This is a genomic window from Bacillus paralicheniformis, assembly GCF_001042485.2.
Classification (GTDB): domain Bacteria; phylum Bacillota; class Bacilli; order Bacillales; family Bacillaceae; genus Bacillus; species Bacillus paralicheniformis.
In genome coordinates this window covers 228,208-243,217 of record NZ_LBMN02000005.1, presented here as the reverse complement: position 1 = coordinate 243,217, position 15,010 = coordinate 228,208, and the positions used below count along the sequence as shown (strand labels likewise).

Sequence of the window (15,010 nt, the reverse complement as noted above, 5' to 3'; positions counted from 1 at the left end):
ATCTAACCGCAATTGAAACGCCACAAGTGAATGACACATATATGATGTTTGAAGTTTAAGCAGTGGTCCCACTTGAACGTTATCCTGAGCGTGGGTTTCGACATGTCTGAGGAAGATATTAAGGGTCATAGGTTAGAAAAAAGTTTTCAAACTAAGGTTTCTAAAAATTTGCATTAAATTTATTAAAAGGCAGCCGAAACTGGTTGCTTTTTGTGGTTATTTTAAGAGACATGGCACCAATGACAAGTCGAATAACCGATGCTGACAAGTACCGGCTTGTTTTCGTGTTTCGCTTTTTCGAAGGCTTCTTCGCCCCAGGGGTACCAGTCGACGGGGTTGTGGGCGTGTTGGAGTAAGTATGGTGACTTCTCAGCGATTAATCTATTGGGTTTACTTTTGTTTGGCATGGGATCACCTTCTTCCTAGAATTAGTGTATATTTAACTTAACACATTTTTTCAAAAATAATCCCTGTTTCTTTATACAGCTGACTGTTCTTTAGTATTGTACTTAGGAATGCGTATTACCCCCGAAGCAGTTAGAACGCCCAATATAACTAACACAGCCCCAATAACTTGCAATGCCTTTATCGGTGTTCCAACAGCAAATGAAATAATCATCGTTACAACGGGAACAAGGTTGAAAAATAAAGATGTTTTACTTGCCCCAATCTCCTTAATCCCTTGATTCCACCATAGGTAACCCAAAACACTTGTAAAGAAAGCCATAAAGGCAATTGCTCCCCAAACTCCAATCGGGATGTTCGGTAAAGAAGCAGGATTGGATGTAAATAAGGAAGCTACTATTAAACTAACAGCACCGATAACCATCGTATAAGTGGTTGTAGATAGCGGAGTTCCATCCTTTACAAACCGACGTCCAATTACACCATAAAGTGCCCAACAAACGTTACCTGTAAAGATTATTAAGTCTCCGCCTGAAATTGATAAGGTTTTAATGGTTTCGATAGAACCTTGTGTAATAACTAACAATACACCGATGAAAGCAAAGAATATACCGAGCACTTGTTTTTTTGTCATTTTGTCCTTTAAGATAATTCGAGCGAGAATTGCTGTTAATAAAGGATTCAGCCCCATTATTAATGCTCCGTTAACGGGAGATGTATATTTCAAACCAACAAAAAACAATGCATTAAATCCAAAGATCCCTATAATTCCAAGAACAATGTATGAAACGGCGTTTTTCCGTAATTGACTCTTGTTTATACCTTCAGTAAAAATCAAAATGATGAGCATCACTGCAGCCGCTAAACCGAAACGCCATGCCGCAGAAGACGAGGGAGAAAAATATCCAACTGTATATTTTGCAAGATTAAAAGTAGCTCCCGTGAAAATAGAGAAACCAAGTAACATCATGTATATATTTAAATGTTTCATTTGTTTTCCACTTCCTCTTTCAAAATTGAATAATATGTATCCAATTTTCCTTTTGTAGTAGAAATCACTTCTTCCAGCTCCCTTTTTTTAATTTCCATTTTCTCTAAGTGTTTGGTTAAAATCTCAATACGTTTATTTATAGATGGGGAGAGTTGTGCCGATTTAACATCCGAACTGATTTTTTCCAAAATGCATCCGTCTTTGACAAACTCATTAATATCCTCCAAAGACATACCTGTTTCCTTTAAACTTTTCAGGAATAACATGAACTGAATATCAGTCTCCGTATAAAAACGCCTTCCGCTGTTTTTTCGTTTTGGTGGTGGAAGTAACCCAATCTTTTCATAATATCTTAATGTATACGAACTAATACTAGTCTTCTCAGCAGCTTTACTAATGGAATACAACAAACATCATCCCTCTCATTTGATTAAAGTTAGTTTACAACTTAGAGTTAACTCTAAGTCAAGCAAATAAAAAAACCTGCTACCGCATGGTTACGGATGACAGGTTTTAAAAAATGAATGACATAAAAGGTAAACTGTATTATTTGAACAAATGGCATTATCGTTTAAAATGGCTGCTGTTATCTTTTAATGATGTTCCACACGAGTTGATTATCCCGGGCTATTAATGACAAGTCGAATAGCCGATGCTGGCAAGTATCGGCTTTTTTCGTGTTTCGTTTTTTGAAAAGGGTTCCAGTCGACGGGGTTGTGGGCGTGTTGGTGTAAGTATGGTGACCTCTAAGAAAACTAATTGCAATCGCGCCAAGAGGCTTTGCAACCAGCTTAATTCCAAACTTCCTCATATTTTATATCCCGTTCCAGTTTTAATGTTATAGGGTGTTTGGGGTCTTCTTCTATTTTTTCTCTAATTTTTGTAATGTGCACCATCATATTATTGTCCGATTTCAAAAAGTCTTCCTTCCATCGACCTGGCACACAGCAATCTCTCTAAAGCGGGATTCGGCAGCCAGGTATCGGATATGACAGAACCGGCTCTGGAAAGCCTTGAAACATTAGCCGGCAATCAAAAGCGATTCGATTTTTTCTTTATCGATGCAGACAAAGGAAATTATGAACATTACCTGGCGTATTGCATCAAATTGGCGGAACCTGGCGCTATAATCGTTGCCGATAACGTACTTGCAGGGGGAAGTATAGGAGACGATGATGCTACACCGAAGCGTCATACCGAATCCATGAAGAAATTCAATCAAGCGGTCGCCGCCCATCCTCAATTAGAATACCTGTCGATGCCGATCGGCGATGGGATGACCGTTTCAAGAGTGAAAAAAGAACCGATTTGCGACTGAGTTTGATTGCTGTAATCTTGTTAAAGAGCAAATAAAGGTGCTAAAACTGTATTTTAAAGGAAGACCAAACTATCCAATCATATAGGAGGGGACTTCCAGTAAGAAAATTGGTAGGACGTATAGCAAATGCACAAAGCACAATCTTGTTTTTTCACTTCGCTTCTTCCCTTAAAGGGGACCGCCAAAAGATTGTGGGTGTGTTAAGTATATCTTCGATAGGGCGGCTGTTGTCGCTGTATTATCGTTTTTGATCTGGAATTTAAAGGTCTTTTAAACATATATTATTAGGGGGATTTTGAAGGTACACAGTTTATGTGAATAGAATAATTTCTATGTTGAGAAGACATGTTGAAAGGTAAGTTATGTTAAAATAGGAAATACAGGTTTGCTATTTTAATTGTAACCGCTATTTATTATTGTTTATTATTGGACACATCTTAAAACTTGATTTTTGGAAAGACGAAATACAAAAAAGTGGGGGAAATATTATGAACTTACTTTTAAAACAAAATAATAAAGCATATTGCAGCAGTCGCTTCGAGAATCATCGTTTTGCACTTCTTAGTTTGAAAGATATTTATTCGATTGAGGAATTAATAAATACCATGTAGGCTCCAATTTTAATATAGTAGCTAGTATACGAATAAAGATAACGTTAAATTTGTTTGCTGTGATTACTTAAAATGTACAGGATAGAGGTTTTTAATATGACGGCTTCTTTTAAAGGTTTTTTTAAGGACGTAAAACTACAATGTTCTCGATGTGGAAAAGAAATAAATGAAAATGATGAGATGACTGTAGCTATTAGAATGCCGAATAAAAGGCGGATGCCTGTCGGTCCTTTAGACAGAGTGTTATCTAAATTTGCTCACGAAATTTTATGTACCAAGTGTAAATAGGAAGATTTAATAGTTGTCGCAAGTCAAGAATTAACAGAACATCATCTGACTAGTTACTGATTCGGTGACTAGTTTTTTTAATACCTGAAACCGAAATGCCACCACAATCTAAAATCGGAATATGGATAGATTCAGTTCATAAAATGTTGAAGGGGACATGCTCTTAACAAATTTACAAAAGGTGCTTTTGTAAAAATTCAACTATTCATAAACGAAAAATTGTGATGGTTGCGATTATGACCATGACTCCCGTTCATATGCAGTGCCACGGACACAGCTTGGAGATGTCGGGATCGTGATAGGTTTTCATAGTCAATGTATCTTCCATCACTTGTCACAGGGGTTCTTGTTGACAAAATTGGCCGGACAGCCATGAGCATCGCCTCAGGAGTAACCTTACTGCTCGCTGGTGCAGTGGTGGCGCTGGATCCCTTTATTGATCGTTGCCCTCAACACGTGCGAAAGGGCAAGGAATGCATGATGTTTTGATCGCATTGGCGGGAGGGCTGTTATCCCTGGCTCTGATTCCATCCGTCATTTGGTCGCGAAGAAAAACAGACACTCAAAAAGGGTAGGAAAAGAATCCATCGATATGAGGCCTATCGGACATCGCCGCCGGGCTTTCTTAATTTAAAAACGATAAAATCAGGACATCTGAAATCTTCTGCAAATGACGGATATTTTTTCAGTATTTCTTCTGATGGCTTTGGTTCTACTATGCTTTCGAGCACGAAGCCCGTTTTCCTCAAAGTGTTAATATAGCTCGTCAAGGTTCTATGGAAGAACAGCATATTCTCCCGATCGCCAAGCTTTTGTTCGTATGTACCTTCATAAAAATACCGGTCTACATTCCAATGCAGTTTTTTTCCGTCTTTTGTTTTTTCCCAGCCGCTTTCCGGCGTAATGAAGCAGGGATGCAAAATTGAAAAAATAAAAAATCCGCGGTCTGTCAGCAGCCGATGCATTTCCTGAAACGCTTTTTCATAATCCGCAAGGTCTTGCATGACCATATTCGATATAATTAAATCAAAGCTTTTGTCTTCTAACATATTCAGGTCTTCACAGTTCCCGTGCTGATACTCAATCGGCAAATCATCCGGCGTTCTTTCCTTGGCAATGTCGATCATTCTCGGCGAGTAATCGACAGCCGTTACATTGGCTCCGGCCTTGGCCAGCAGCCTGCTGAAATACCCTTCACCGCACCCGGCATCGAGCACACGTTGATTCTTTACCGTTTCAATGAGAGAAAAAATAGCAGGATTTAAAAACACTTCTTTGTGGATGTCTCCAAGTTCGGTATGATTGGCGGCATACGCATCGGCAAATCGATTCCATCTTTGAATGGCTTCTTCTGTGCCAATTTTCTTTGTCATATTTCTCCTCCTTTTCAAAGTCTGTTTATTCATTTAACACGATATCCCCTGATCATAAAACTGATCAATTTTTTCAAAGACCCTTTGAATAAGGGTATTAGAGATAAAAGGATTTAACAAAACGGCACGGAGCCAGCGGTTTCCCCTATATGCAGGCAATGAAAAGAAGACGTTTTCTTCATTCAACAAAAACTGCTGCAATTCGAGATTCCAGTTATCCCATTGAGCTTCATCAAGGTGATGCGGGATCCCTCTAAAGCAGACAACGTTTGTATCCGGCTCGCTGGACAGTTCGAGATAATGGCGCTGTTTCACCTGCTTGGTAAACTCGTCTTTTAATGCGAGGCTTTCATGCAACAGCTCCCTGTAGCCTTTTAATCCAATGTGCTGAAGCGATAAATATAACTTTAGGATATCCGCATGCCGCGTGCCCTGCACACTGATTTCGCCCAAGTTAGCAAAGGCTGTTTCATTCATATAAGGGGCGGAAATGCGAAAACCGGTTTCCAAAACGCCGTGATTTTTGAATAAAACCATTGCACAAGTCTTCGCAATGTACATCCATTTTTGCGGATTGAATGTGATGGAATCTGCCATTTCGATTCCGTTCAGCTTATCGCGGTAAGCTTCTGAAAAAATGAGTGCTCCTCCGTATGCCGCGTCGACATGCAGCCATAATCCGTTTTCCTTTGCGATGTCAGCGATCGATCGAATGGGATCAATGCTTCCTGTGACTGTCGTTCCGGCCGTGGCTGCGATTGCAAAAGGAATCTTGCCTTCATTTTTTGCCTGCTTGATTTTCTTTCTTAAATCGTCAAGATCCATTTTCGAATCGCTGCTGCTTTTCACCGGGATTACGCTGGAGGTACCCAGTCCCAACAGCATCGCTGCTTTATGTAAGGAAGTATGGCTGACGTCTGAAGCAAAGATGACCGGCTTTCCGGAAAGACCGAATAACCCCGATTCCTTTACCTTCAATTGATCGTTTCGTGCTGCTGCGAGCGCTTGAAGATTCGCGAGGCTTCCGCCGCTTGTCATCACACCCCCTGAGTTGTCGTCATATCCAAACATACGGGCAATGGTGCCCAAAAGCTGTACTTCCATCTTCGAAAAGACAGGCGACATTTCAAGGCTCAGCATATTGTTATTGATTGAAGTGCTGACGAATTCGCCCAGACAAGACATTAGAGTCGGTATGGAATCCATATGCCCCATATAATTCGGGCCTAGAGGATTCATGGAGTTTTTTACAATCGCCTGCAACTTTTTTAAGAGCTCTTCTAATTCGATTCCGGTCTCGGGTATATCGCCGTAATGTGATGATTCCGGAGAAGGCAAAGTGCGGTGATTTCCGGCGTTGCTTGTGTGCTCAATGACAAATTTGACGATTTGATCAACAAGAATCGATATTTCCTTAATATTCTGTCCGTTCGGATCGATAAAAGTGTTACTGGGCAAAAAGGATAGTTTCATAGTTCACACGCTGCTTTCTTTCACATTTTTTCTCAATTATAGCATTTTGATTTTGGCGTATCATGGTTGATTGCTGAGTATATAAGGTTCGAAGGAAAAAAATAATGTGGTGACAGAAGCTGCTATGACGCCGGTCACAAGACATTTGAGCATGTCTATCGACAGAAGCCCGACACCACGCCGCGTTCTCTTTGGTTCATGTGAGCGTCGCTAAACAATAGGTAGCTTATCGCCGATCATAAAAGTAAGGATATTGATGCAAAAGGATAGATGAATGGAGTTTTTTGAAAATGGAATTTAACGAGCTTATCGAAACGCGTCACTCTGCAAATAATTTTCTGGAAGATGTTCAAATTACGGTGAAAGATTTGGAGCCTATCTTTGAGGATATCAAGCTAGCGCCTTCAGCGTTCAATTTGCAGCACGCAGAGTATAAAGTGGTATTGGAGAAGGATTTAAAAGAAAAAATCAGGGAAGCTGCGAGCGGCCAATATAAAGTGCATTCAGCCTCTGCCGTGATTTTAGTGACGGGAGACCGCTACGCCTACCGGCAAACGGAAAAAATCAACGAAGGCATGAGGGATTTAGGAATTATTAAGGACTTTGAGCTGCAGGAAATGGTTGAAAACAATACCCAATTTTACGAGACGCGCGGGGAGCCATTCATGAAGGAAGAAGCGATTCGCAATGCTTCTCTTTCTGCGATGATGTTTATGCTTGCCGCCAAAAACCGGGGGTGGGACACATGCCCAATGATCGGATTTGACAGCGATCAGGTCCGCGAGTTGCTCGAGATCCCGGATACACATGAAATCGTCCTCATGATTACGATCGGCAAAGAAAAAGAAAGCAGCCGACTCTTGAGAGGATATCGCAAGCCGGTTAATGAATTTGTTTCTTTCTATTAAAAAAAGGAGAGGGCGCCTTAAGACAGGCAGCCCTCTTTATCATTTTTCCCCGCGGTGAGACAGTACTTCGACTAAGTGGTCAAGATCAAGCTTAAGGTGGCGAATCATCGCTTTTGATGCCTGCTCGTCGTCTCTTTGTTTCATATGGCGGAAAATTTCCCGATGCTGCTCCAAAATGGCTTCAGCCCGTTTTTCTCCTTCAAAATTCAAAATGCGGAAATAATAAATTAATCCTTCCAAATCGTTGAGCTGCTTCCGCAATAGACTGTTTCGTGTATATTGGATAATTAAGTCGTGAAATGTATCATTTAATTGGATAATTGTGTTTTGATCCTTGGATTGAAGGATGGCTTCCTCCGTTTTTTGCAAAACGTCTTCAATCGTTTTCAGTTCCTCTGCCGTTGCAATTCTTGCCGTCAATCCCGCAGCGAATGATTCAAGCGCCGTTCTGCAAAAATAGATTTCTTCAACGTCCTTGATTGTCGGCTGATAGACCTTCACTCTTGAGTCGATGACGATGAGCCCCTCTTTTTCCAGAACTCTGATCGCTTCTCTCAAAGGGCTTTTGCTGACGCCGAGCTCCTTAGCTAACTTCGCTTCGGCGATTCGTTCACCGGGCTTTAATTTCCCTTCAAATATCATTCGCTTAATCGCATGGTAGGATTGTTCATAAAACGGTTTTGGTTTTTCAATCACGCTTCTCATCCTCGTATTCGTTTTCATTTCGTATTTTACCACAGGTTCCTTCGTGATCTCCCGCTATAGTCATTCCAAGTTAATTAAAATAAGAGAATGAACCCTGAAACGGCGGGAGTTAAAAATAAACCCGATTTCAAGACGACTTTCGGCAGGACATTGGTGAATTTAGCTCCGACATAAGCGCCGCACATCGTACCGATCAAGATTTTGACCAACAGAACATAATCGACGAAGTCTTCTGAAATATAGCCCGCCCCACCGCCTAACGAGAGCGGAATAATGACGAGCATCGTCGTTCCTACGGAATGGCGAATAGACAGGTTCAGCATCATCATCAACCCGATTTGAATAAAAGGCGCCGAGCCGATTCCGAACGTTCCGGACAGGATGCCGGCTACGATTCCCAATAAACTGGCCTTGATCCAAAAGGCAAGGTTCGTTTCCTGGTCAGCTTCTTTTTCTTGCAAAAAGAATAATCTGATTAAAATCAGAATGGCCGATAAGAATAACATTCCTGCGGTCATATAGTGCAATGAACTTGAAGGTATCAGAGAAGTCAGCTTAGCTCCTGCAAAGGATCCTATTGCAGCAAAACAGCCGACGGTTAAGCCGATTTTCAGCTTGATATTTCCTTCGCGAAAGTGGCTGTACGTTCCTGATAAGCTCGTAAAAGCCATACCGGCCAGAGATGTTCCCAATGCTGTATGAATCGGAATGTGAAACATCATCGTTAACAGTGCGATGACGAATCCGGCTCCGCCGGCCCCGACAAAGCCAAGCACAAGACCTAATAAAAACATAACCAACACAATCAACATGTTGCTTCTTCCCCTTTATGAATAACTGATTTCGCATCATCTGAGGGTCGACGGTATCTGGTCGACCAAAATCAATGATAACATCTTACTCTATTATTCCCATATTGACAAGAGAGCCGGGAGGGCGTATATCGTCTACTTTTATTTTTTTAGCCAAGTGAAGGACATTCCTGTTGACAATCAGTCTATTTGTAATTATGATAGTTACATCAAGTGTAACGTTTTTTGTTACAGTTCGACATTAAAACATCAGGAGGAATTTGAGTATGAAAATGTTAGTAACAGGAGCAACTGGAAAATTAGGATCGAAAGTTGTGAAAAAACTGCTGGAAACTGTACCGGCGGATCAGCTGGCGGTCAGCGTGCGCAATCCGGAAAAAGCGGAAGCGCTGCAGGCGCGAGGAGTCGATGTGCGTCAAGGGGATTTTGACCGCCCGGAAACATTGGCATCCGCATTTCAAGGCGTTGACCGTCTGCTGATCATCTCTGCCGATGGAGACAATGAGACGAGAATCCGTCAGCACGGCAATGCGGTAGCCGCCGCAGAACGCGCGGGAGTTCGGTTTATCGCTTATACGAGTATTGCGAATGCCCGCGAAAGCAAAAACTTCCTTGCGCCGACTCACAAAGCAACTGAAGAAGCGATTTTGAAAACGGGGATTCCATACTCCTTCTTGCGCAATAACTGGTACTTGGAAAATGAAATGTCGAGTATTCAAGGTGTTTTGGCGGGAGCCCCTTGGGTGACGTCAGCAGAGAACGGCAAGGTGGGCTGGGCGCTGCAGCAGGATTACGCGGATGCAGCGGCAGCGGTTCTGTCCGGCGAAGGCCATGAAAACACAGTCTACGAACTTTCAGGCAAACTATTAACTCAGGAAGAAATCGCTTCAGCCCTTGGAGAAGTATTGGGCAAAGAAGTACCCGTCCAGCATGTTGACGATGCTGCCTATCGCGATATCATGAAAAATGCGGGTGTACCGGATTTTCTGATTCCGATGGTTGTCGAAATCCAAAAAGGCATTCGTGAAGGCACACTTGAAGTCGAAAGCGATGATTTTGAAAAAGTGCTCGGCCGTCCGCTCACTCCAATTAAAGAAGGATTGGCTCAAATTGTTGGAGGTATCTCAGAAGCGAAGTAATTAACGGCATTCGAAAGAGTGATGAACAAGATTACAGTGTTCATCACTCTTTTTTTAAAGATAGATAACTAAAAAACTCACCACAATCACCGCGCATACCTTATAGCCCAAATTCTTTTTATTAAATAAGTAAAAATCGACTGGATTCCAGAGCTAATGATGAAGGCATAAAAAAGTGTTCAAATGTAAAGTGAAATCCGCGAAATATAAATTGCATGAAAAGGGCGATACCGGTCAGGTAAAACCAGCCGTGATCATCTAACATTTTTTTAAATTCAGATTTAGCTTCATCAGTGGAAGATATAGAAACAGATTCAGTTGACAGCTCCCTTTTTAAAGATAAAAAGCCGGCTGCGAGAACCGAGACCCCTAAAATAAATAGAATAATTGCTTCGAACATTGAATACCTCCGTTTCGACTAACAATAAAAATCCGTTGGGGACGACCATTTTGAATCTTTACAAATATGCACCTGACCGTTATTTGATCTTTTTTTGCTGTATTAAACTTACGGCCACAAGCATGGCGATGCCGAGTAAGGCAACCGGAAGAAACCATCCGCCAAATCCGCTTCCCCAATCTAAAGCGATTGACACAGATTCCATTAATATGAGAGAAAAAATGATTAAACATGCATTTTTTAAGCGGTTGATCAACTTTCGGCTGAGCAGGTAGAAGTCTTCAGCATTTGATTCATTCAGACGCTTTGGATGATTATGAATCTCAGGGTGCTTTTCTAAGAATTGCATGAACAGAAGGATAAGTAATCCGATTCCCGGCAATATCAAAAGCTCCCATTTTGATCCCCAGCGATCGACTTCACCGAGTGCGTTGTAATGTGCAGGCACTTTTTCGGGGAGTGCTCCCCAGACAGCGGCCAAAAAGATAATTGATCCCAGGTAAAAGAAATAGCCAAATGCGTTCCAAACCCGTTCCCCTTTTGTCTTTTTAATTTTAATGTGAGTACCGTTAGCTCTGTTTGGCATATGTGATCTCTCCTTTAGTTTTAAATACGGTTTAACCCATGAAAAAGTTCGGGATTTTTGCCTGTTGGAATAGGGTATATTTGCGATCAGTCCAGGCAATGTTAAGGGAATGTAAATCATCAGCCGGCAATGTTAAGTTATTGTAAATTTTCGATTTGAATCGTTTACATAGGCTTTAATCTCCATCATAATCATAGTGTTTGGTTTGTAGATTTATGTCGAATTAGGGGGGCAAGACGTTGGAAATAGATGTGCAGAAATTGCTTTTTGAATTCATTGGAGGTCTCGGGATCTTTCTTCTCGGTATTAAGTTTATGGGGGAAGGACTCCAAAAATCAGCCGGAGATAAGCTGAGAGACATTTTGGATCGTTTTACAAGCAACCCTCTGATGGGTGTTTTGGCTGGTATCATTGTCACGGTTTTAATTCAAAGCAGTTCCGGCACGACCGTTATCACTGTCGGTCTCGTCAGCGCCGGCTTTATGACCCTCCGCCAGGCGATCGGCGTCATTATGGGTGCGAACATCGGAACGACGGTCACGGCATTTATTATCGGCTTTGACGTTGGTGCATATGCGCTTCCGATCCTCGCCATTGGTTCATTCTTGCTGTTTTTCTTAAAGAGCAAAAAATTTCAGAACCTCGGCCAAGTTCTGTTCGGATTTGGTGCACTTTTCTATGGCTTGGAATTAATGAGCAGCGGAATGAAGCCGCTTCGAACGATTGAAGCTTTTCATGATTTAACCGTCAGCATGAGTACGAACCCTGTTCTCGGAGTGCTTGTCGGCACGCTTTTCACCGTTCTCGTCCAAAGTTCAAGTGCAACCATCGGGATCCTGCAAGGGCTGTTTGCCGATTCATTAATAGATCTAAATGGCGCTCTTCCTGTATTATTCGGGGACAATATCGGTACGACGATTACCGCTGTACTGGCATCTCTTGGCGCCTCCGTCGCAGCGAGACGGGCTGCGGCCGTTCACGTATTGTTTAACCTGATTGGAACAGCAATCTTCCTGATCTTGCTGAAGCCATTCACAAGTTTGATTTTAATGCTTCAATCCTCTTTAGGACTGGATCCTAAGATGGTGATTGCGTTTGCCCATGGGATCTTTAATACGTCAAATACGCTGATTCAGCTTCCGTTTGTCGGCATATTGGCTTTGATCGTTACGAAGCTTATTCCGGGCAAAGATTCGGTTGTGGACTATAAAGCAACACATCTGGACCCGCTGTTCATTCAGCAGTCGCCTTCAATTGCCCTGGGACAGGCCAAAGAAGAAGTACTGCGTATGGGTGAATTTGCAGTAAAGGGACTTGAGGAAACAAAAGAGTTTTTTAATACAAAACAGGCAAAACATGCGCAAAGCGCTTTTCAAATAGAAGATGCGATCAACAATTTAGATAGAAAGATTACCGATTACTTGATCGAACTGTCAGCGACCACTCTTTCTGAACAAGAATCTGAAGAACATCATATGTTAATGGACACAGTCAGAGACATTGAAAGAATCGGCGATCATTTTGAAAACTTGGTTGAGCTTGGCGAGTACCAGCAATCCAACAGGGTGAAAATTTCCGAAGCTGCAATGGCGGACTTAACAGAAATGCTTGATCTGACCATTTCCACTGTTAAGGAGTCTATCACAGCTCTTGGAGAAAATAACGAAGATGCCGCAAGACGTGTAGTCGAAAAAGAAAATCAAATCGATAAAATGGAACGCAAGCTTCGCAAAAAGCACATTCTTCGCTTAAACGACGGATTATGCAGCGGACAAGCAGGCGTGATCTTCGTCGATATCACCAGCAATCTGGAAAGGATCGGCGACCATGCCGTCAATATTGCAGAAGCTGTTTTAGGCGAAGAAAAGCATTAAAAACCGGGAGTCATTCCCGGTTTTTTATTTTGTAGGCCTTTTTTATCACCATGTGACATATTTACTAAATTATGTGTGGGAAGGAAGAACATTCTTCTTCTGTTGACCTAAATAAAGTATAATAGTTTTATTCTTTAGGAGGTATTAAGATGCAGAAACACAGAAGAAGAAACACAACGGCCTTTACGGTTATGTCATATTTCACATTTTTTGCGGGGGTCTTTTTGTTCGGTATCGGCCTTTACAATGCGGACAACCTGCAGCTCAATGAAAAAGGCTATTACATAGCTGTGATGATTTTAGTGGCGGTCGGCGCGATTTTGACGCAGAAAGTGACGAGAGACAACGCTGAGGATAATGAAATCATCGCGGAGCAGGAGAGAAGACAGAATTTGTCTAGTGGTGAGTAAGCATAAAAAAAGCATCTTTAGGGATGCTTTTTTCAATTTGAAATATTTTTATATTTGTTTTCCAAAACGAAGTCAATCATTCCAATAATTTTTGTATGGTTCGATTTTTTTCTAAAGTGTAAGAAGTTTTGGTCTTTGTTTCTCTGTGATTTAGTGATCGTGCCGAACACCCAGATCGAGCTGGCTAAAAGTAATATTGTTAATATCAAAGGAAAAGAATTATGCTCGATGTCATATGAAATGGAAACGACTTGACCAGAAAATATAGCAGTTATAATGCTGGCAGTGAAGGAGCTGTAAAGCGAAGCTTTGATCACGTGGCTAATTTTTAGCGTAGGACCCGAAAAATAAACTTTCAGCCGGTTTAGCGTGGATAAATCTTGTTTTTCGAGGTATGCCATCAGCTCTTCATCGTTTTCAGTTTTCGATAATAATATAGCTTCTGCTATTTGTTTTGTTTTTTCGAATAATTGTTTGTCTGTTTGCATGTCATTTGTCCTTCTTTTTTTGTTTGATTGTTAGAGAATCAAAGCAGAGGTGAATGTTCCTCTGCTTTCTAATTGAGTTCTTTTTTTAAACGTTCTTCTAAAATAAAATCAATCATACCCGTGATTCTGGAATATTCCGCTCTTTTTTGGAAATGCAGGATTGTTTGCATTGGTCCTTTTCGCGAGGTGATTAGCATTTTGACGATCCAAAGCAAAGAGAACATCAGATAGAACATGAAGCAGAATGAAAAAAACCTTGAAAGGTCATGGGTGAAGGTGGAGACTTGACCAGATAAAAAGGCCGCCATAATTACAGCAGTCATACTACTAAAAAAAATGCCTTTAATAAAATATGTTAAAGTAAAGCTGGGGTTTGAAAAATAGATTTTTAGCTGATTTAATGCAACAGAATCTTGATTTGCAAGGTATGTAAGCAGCTCTTCGTCACTTTTGTGAGATTCAAGGAGTTTGGCTGTATGTTCGGCTTTTTCAAATAATTGTTTTTCGTTTCTCATTGGATTGTCACTCCTATTTCATAAAAAACATGAGATTTTATTGGTATGGTATATTTTTTAATGCCTTTTTGTATTTTTGTTGTAAAACATAATCAATCATTTTTACGATACGTGCAAACTCGGCTTTCCTGGAAAAGTGTGTAATGAATTGAATCGGCTTTTTTTTCAGGATGACAAGCTGTTTAAGCACCCAGAAGATACACCCCGCAAATATGACAGCTAATATTAGAATGGAGATGCCGGAAATGAAAGGGAATATCGAAGCTGCTTGACCAGAAAGAATTGCAGTTATGAAGGTAGCCAATATTATACTGAAAAAGGCCGCACTAATGAAATAATGAAGCGCAAATGAAGGATCTGAGTAATAGACTTTCAGTTGATTTAAGGTTAATGAATCTTGTTTAGCGAGAAAGGCTAATAACTCTTCGTCACTCTTATCGCGGTAAGTTTTAAGGGTTTTGGCTGTTTTTTGCGTTTCAATGAATACTTGTTTGTCTGTGTTCAATGTAATACCTCCACGATACTTTAATTTTGAAAAACTGAATAAATACATTATAATATGTATTTATTTAGCTTTCATTAAATAAGGAAATTAATGAGATATTAGTTATCTAAATATCACAGCAGACACCGCCGTGCCAATAGCGATTTCAGATGCTGAGTTCCAGCTAATTACACCAGCTGTTGTTATGATAATTCCTCCAACTGCAACCC

15 protein-coding genes and 5 pseudogenes are annotated in these 15,010 nt (G+C 41.0%); 6 read left to right on the top strand and 14 right to left on the bottom strand.

Annotated elements, in window-relative coordinates; translation table 11 throughout:
• Positions 1-227: 227 nt before the first annotated feature.
• The 5 genes and pseudogenes from ACH97_RS22755 to ACH97_RS22750 all read right to left on the bottom strand — a co-directional run.
• Positions 228-407 (bottom strand): annotated as a pseudogene (locus tag ACH97_RS22755) (DUF255 domain-containing protein); the annotation flags it as partial.
• 71 nt (positions 408-478) lie between these two features.
• Entirely contained in the window at positions 479-1,396 is a 918-nt protein-coding gene (locus ACH97_RS06190) for a DMT family transporter (protein WP_020449948.1), read from the bottom strand.
• Complete coding sequence (locus ACH97_RS06185; RefSeq protein ID WP_050820846.1) at positions 1,393-1,806, bottom strand: MerR family transcriptional regulator; 414 nt, start codon at positions 1,804-1,806, stop codon at positions 1,393-1,395. The genes ACH97_RS06190 and ACH97_RS06185 overlap by 4 nt, the downstream gene beginning before the upstream one ends.
• A gap of 223 nt (positions 1,807-2,029) precedes the next feature.
• Positions 2,030-2,142: pseudogene (locus ACH97_RS24410) on the bottom strand (DUF255 domain-containing protein); the annotation flags it as partial.
• Between the two features lie 61 nt (positions 2,143-2,203).
• A pseudogene (locus tag ACH97_RS22750) lies at positions 2,204-2,328 on the bottom strand (winged helix-turn-helix domain-containing protein); the annotation flags it as partial.
• Positions 2,329-2,333: 5 nt separating this feature from the next.
• On the opposite strand from ACH97_RS22750, the pseudogene ACH97_RS06180 reads away from it, so the two are divergent.
• Together ACH97_RS06180 and ACH97_RS23965 are read left to right on the top strand one after the other, a co-directional pair.
• Positions 2,334-2,714: pseudogene (locus ACH97_RS06180) on the top strand (O-methyltransferase); the annotation flags it as partial.
• A 1,114-nt stretch (positions 2,715-3,828) separates the two neighbouring features.
• Positions 3,829-4,188 (top strand): annotated as a pseudogene (locus ACH97_RS23965) (MFS transporter); the annotation flags it as partial.
• Between the two features lie 24 nt (positions 4,189-4,212).
• Here the strand turns inward: ACH97_RS23965 and ACH97_RS06170 are convergent.
• Together ACH97_RS06170 and ACH97_RS06165 are read right to left on the bottom strand one after the other, a co-directional pair.
• The gene (locus ACH97_RS06170) at positions 4,213-4,986 is read right to left on the bottom strand and encodes a class I SAM-dependent methyltransferase (RefSeq protein ID WP_041817140.1); all 774 of its coding nucleotides are present in this window, start codon (positions 4,984-4,986) and stop codon (positions 4,213-4,215) included.
• A gap of 33 nt (positions 4,987-5,019) precedes the next feature.
• Positions 5,020-6,459: a pyridoxal phosphate-dependent decarboxylase family protein gene (locus ACH97_RS06165; protein ID WP_048350155.1), complete on the bottom strand. Its 1,440-nt coding sequence runs from the start codon at positions 6,457-6,459 to the stop codon at positions 5,020-5,022.
• A gap of 290 nt (positions 6,460-6,749) precedes the next feature.
• Here ACH97_RS06165 and ACH97_RS06160 point away from each other — a divergent pair, with 290 nt between their 5' ends.
• Positions 6,750-7,367: a nitroreductase family protein gene (locus ACH97_RS06160; RefSeq protein ID WP_048350154.1), complete on the top strand. Its 618-nt coding sequence runs from the start codon at positions 6,750-6,752 to the stop codon at positions 7,365-7,367.
• Between the two features lie 39 nt (positions 7,368-7,406).
• Here the strand turns inward: ACH97_RS06160 and ACH97_RS06155 are convergent, their stop codons facing one another.
• Together ACH97_RS06155 and ACH97_RS06150 are read right to left on the bottom strand one after the other, a co-directional pair.
• On the bottom strand, positions 7,407-8,072 hold the full coding sequence (locus tag ACH97_RS06155; RefSeq protein WP_039073258.1) for a GntR family transcriptional regulator: 666 nt from the start codon (positions 8,070-8,072) through the stop codon (positions 7,407-7,409).
• A gap of 74 nt (positions 8,073-8,146) precedes the next feature.
• A complete protein-coding gene (locus ACH97_RS06150) occupies positions 8,147-8,884 on the bottom strand; it encodes a sulfite exporter TauE/SafE family protein (protein ID WP_048350153.1) in 738 nt (245 codons plus the stop codon).
• A 266-nt stretch (positions 8,885-9,150) separates the two neighbouring features.
• Here ACH97_RS06150 and ACH97_RS06145 point away from each other — a divergent pair, with 266 nt between their 5' ends.
• Positions 9,151-10,023 carry an SDR family oxidoreductase gene (locus ACH97_RS06145; protein ID WP_020449956.1) on the top strand — a complete coding sequence of 291 codons (873 nt, stop codon included), beginning with the start codon at positions 9,151-9,153 and terminating at the stop codon, positions 10,021-10,023.
• Positions 10,024-10,144: 121 nt separating this feature from the next.
• Here ACH97_RS06145 and ACH97_RS06140 read toward each other — a convergent pair whose 3' ends face one another.
• Positions 10,145-10,423 carry a hypothetical protein gene (locus ACH97_RS06140; RefSeq protein ID WP_020449957.1) on the bottom strand — a complete coding sequence of 93 codons (279 nt, stop codon included), beginning with the start codon at positions 10,421-10,423 and terminating at the stop codon, positions 10,145-10,147.
• A gap of 79 nt (positions 10,424-10,502) precedes the next feature.
• On the bottom strand, positions 10,503-11,009 hold the full coding sequence (locus tag ACH97_RS06135) for a DUF1648 domain-containing protein (RefSeq protein ID WP_020449958.1): 507 nt from the start codon (positions 11,007-11,009) through the stop codon (positions 10,503-10,505).
• 239 nt (positions 11,010-11,248) lie between these two features.
• On the opposite strand from ACH97_RS06135, the gene ACH97_RS06130 reads away from it, so the two are divergent.
• Positions 11,249-12,883 carry a Na/Pi cotransporter family protein gene (locus ACH97_RS06130; RefSeq protein ID WP_020449959.1) on the top strand — a complete coding sequence of 545 codons (1,635 nt, stop codon included), beginning with the start codon at positions 11,249-11,251 and terminating at the stop codon, positions 12,881-12,883.
• Positions 12,884-13,032: 149 nt separating this feature from the next.
• A complete protein-coding gene (locus ACH97_RS06125; RefSeq protein ID WP_020449960.1) occupies positions 13,033-13,293 on the top strand; it encodes a YiaA/YiaB family inner membrane protein in 261 nt (86 codons plus the stop codon).
• A 32-nt stretch (positions 13,294-13,325) separates the two neighbouring features.
• On the opposite strand, the gene ACH97_RS06120 is transcribed toward ACH97_RS06125, so the two are convergent.
• The 3 genes from ACH97_RS06120 to ACH97_RS06110 all read right to left on the bottom strand — a co-directional run bounded on the left by ACH97_RS06120 (position 13,326) and on the right by ACH97_RS06110 (position 14,801).
• The gene (locus ACH97_RS06120) at positions 13,326-13,781 is read right to left on the bottom strand and encodes a hypothetical protein (RefSeq protein WP_020449961.1); all 456 of its coding nucleotides are present in this window, start codon (positions 13,779-13,781) and stop codon (positions 13,326-13,328) included.
• Between the two features lie 68 nt (positions 13,782-13,849).
• A complete protein-coding gene (locus tag ACH97_RS06115; RefSeq protein WP_020449962.1) occupies positions 13,850-14,296 on the bottom strand; it encodes a hypothetical protein in 447 nt (148 codons plus the stop codon).
• A 37-nt stretch (positions 14,297-14,333) separates the two neighbouring features.
• Positions 14,334-14,801 (bottom strand): hypothetical protein, encoded by a 468-nt coding sequence (locus ACH97_RS06110; RefSeq protein WP_020449963.1) that lies wholly within the window; start codon positions 14,799-14,801, stop codon positions 14,334-14,336.
• Positions 14,802-15,010: the final 209 nt, after the last annotated feature.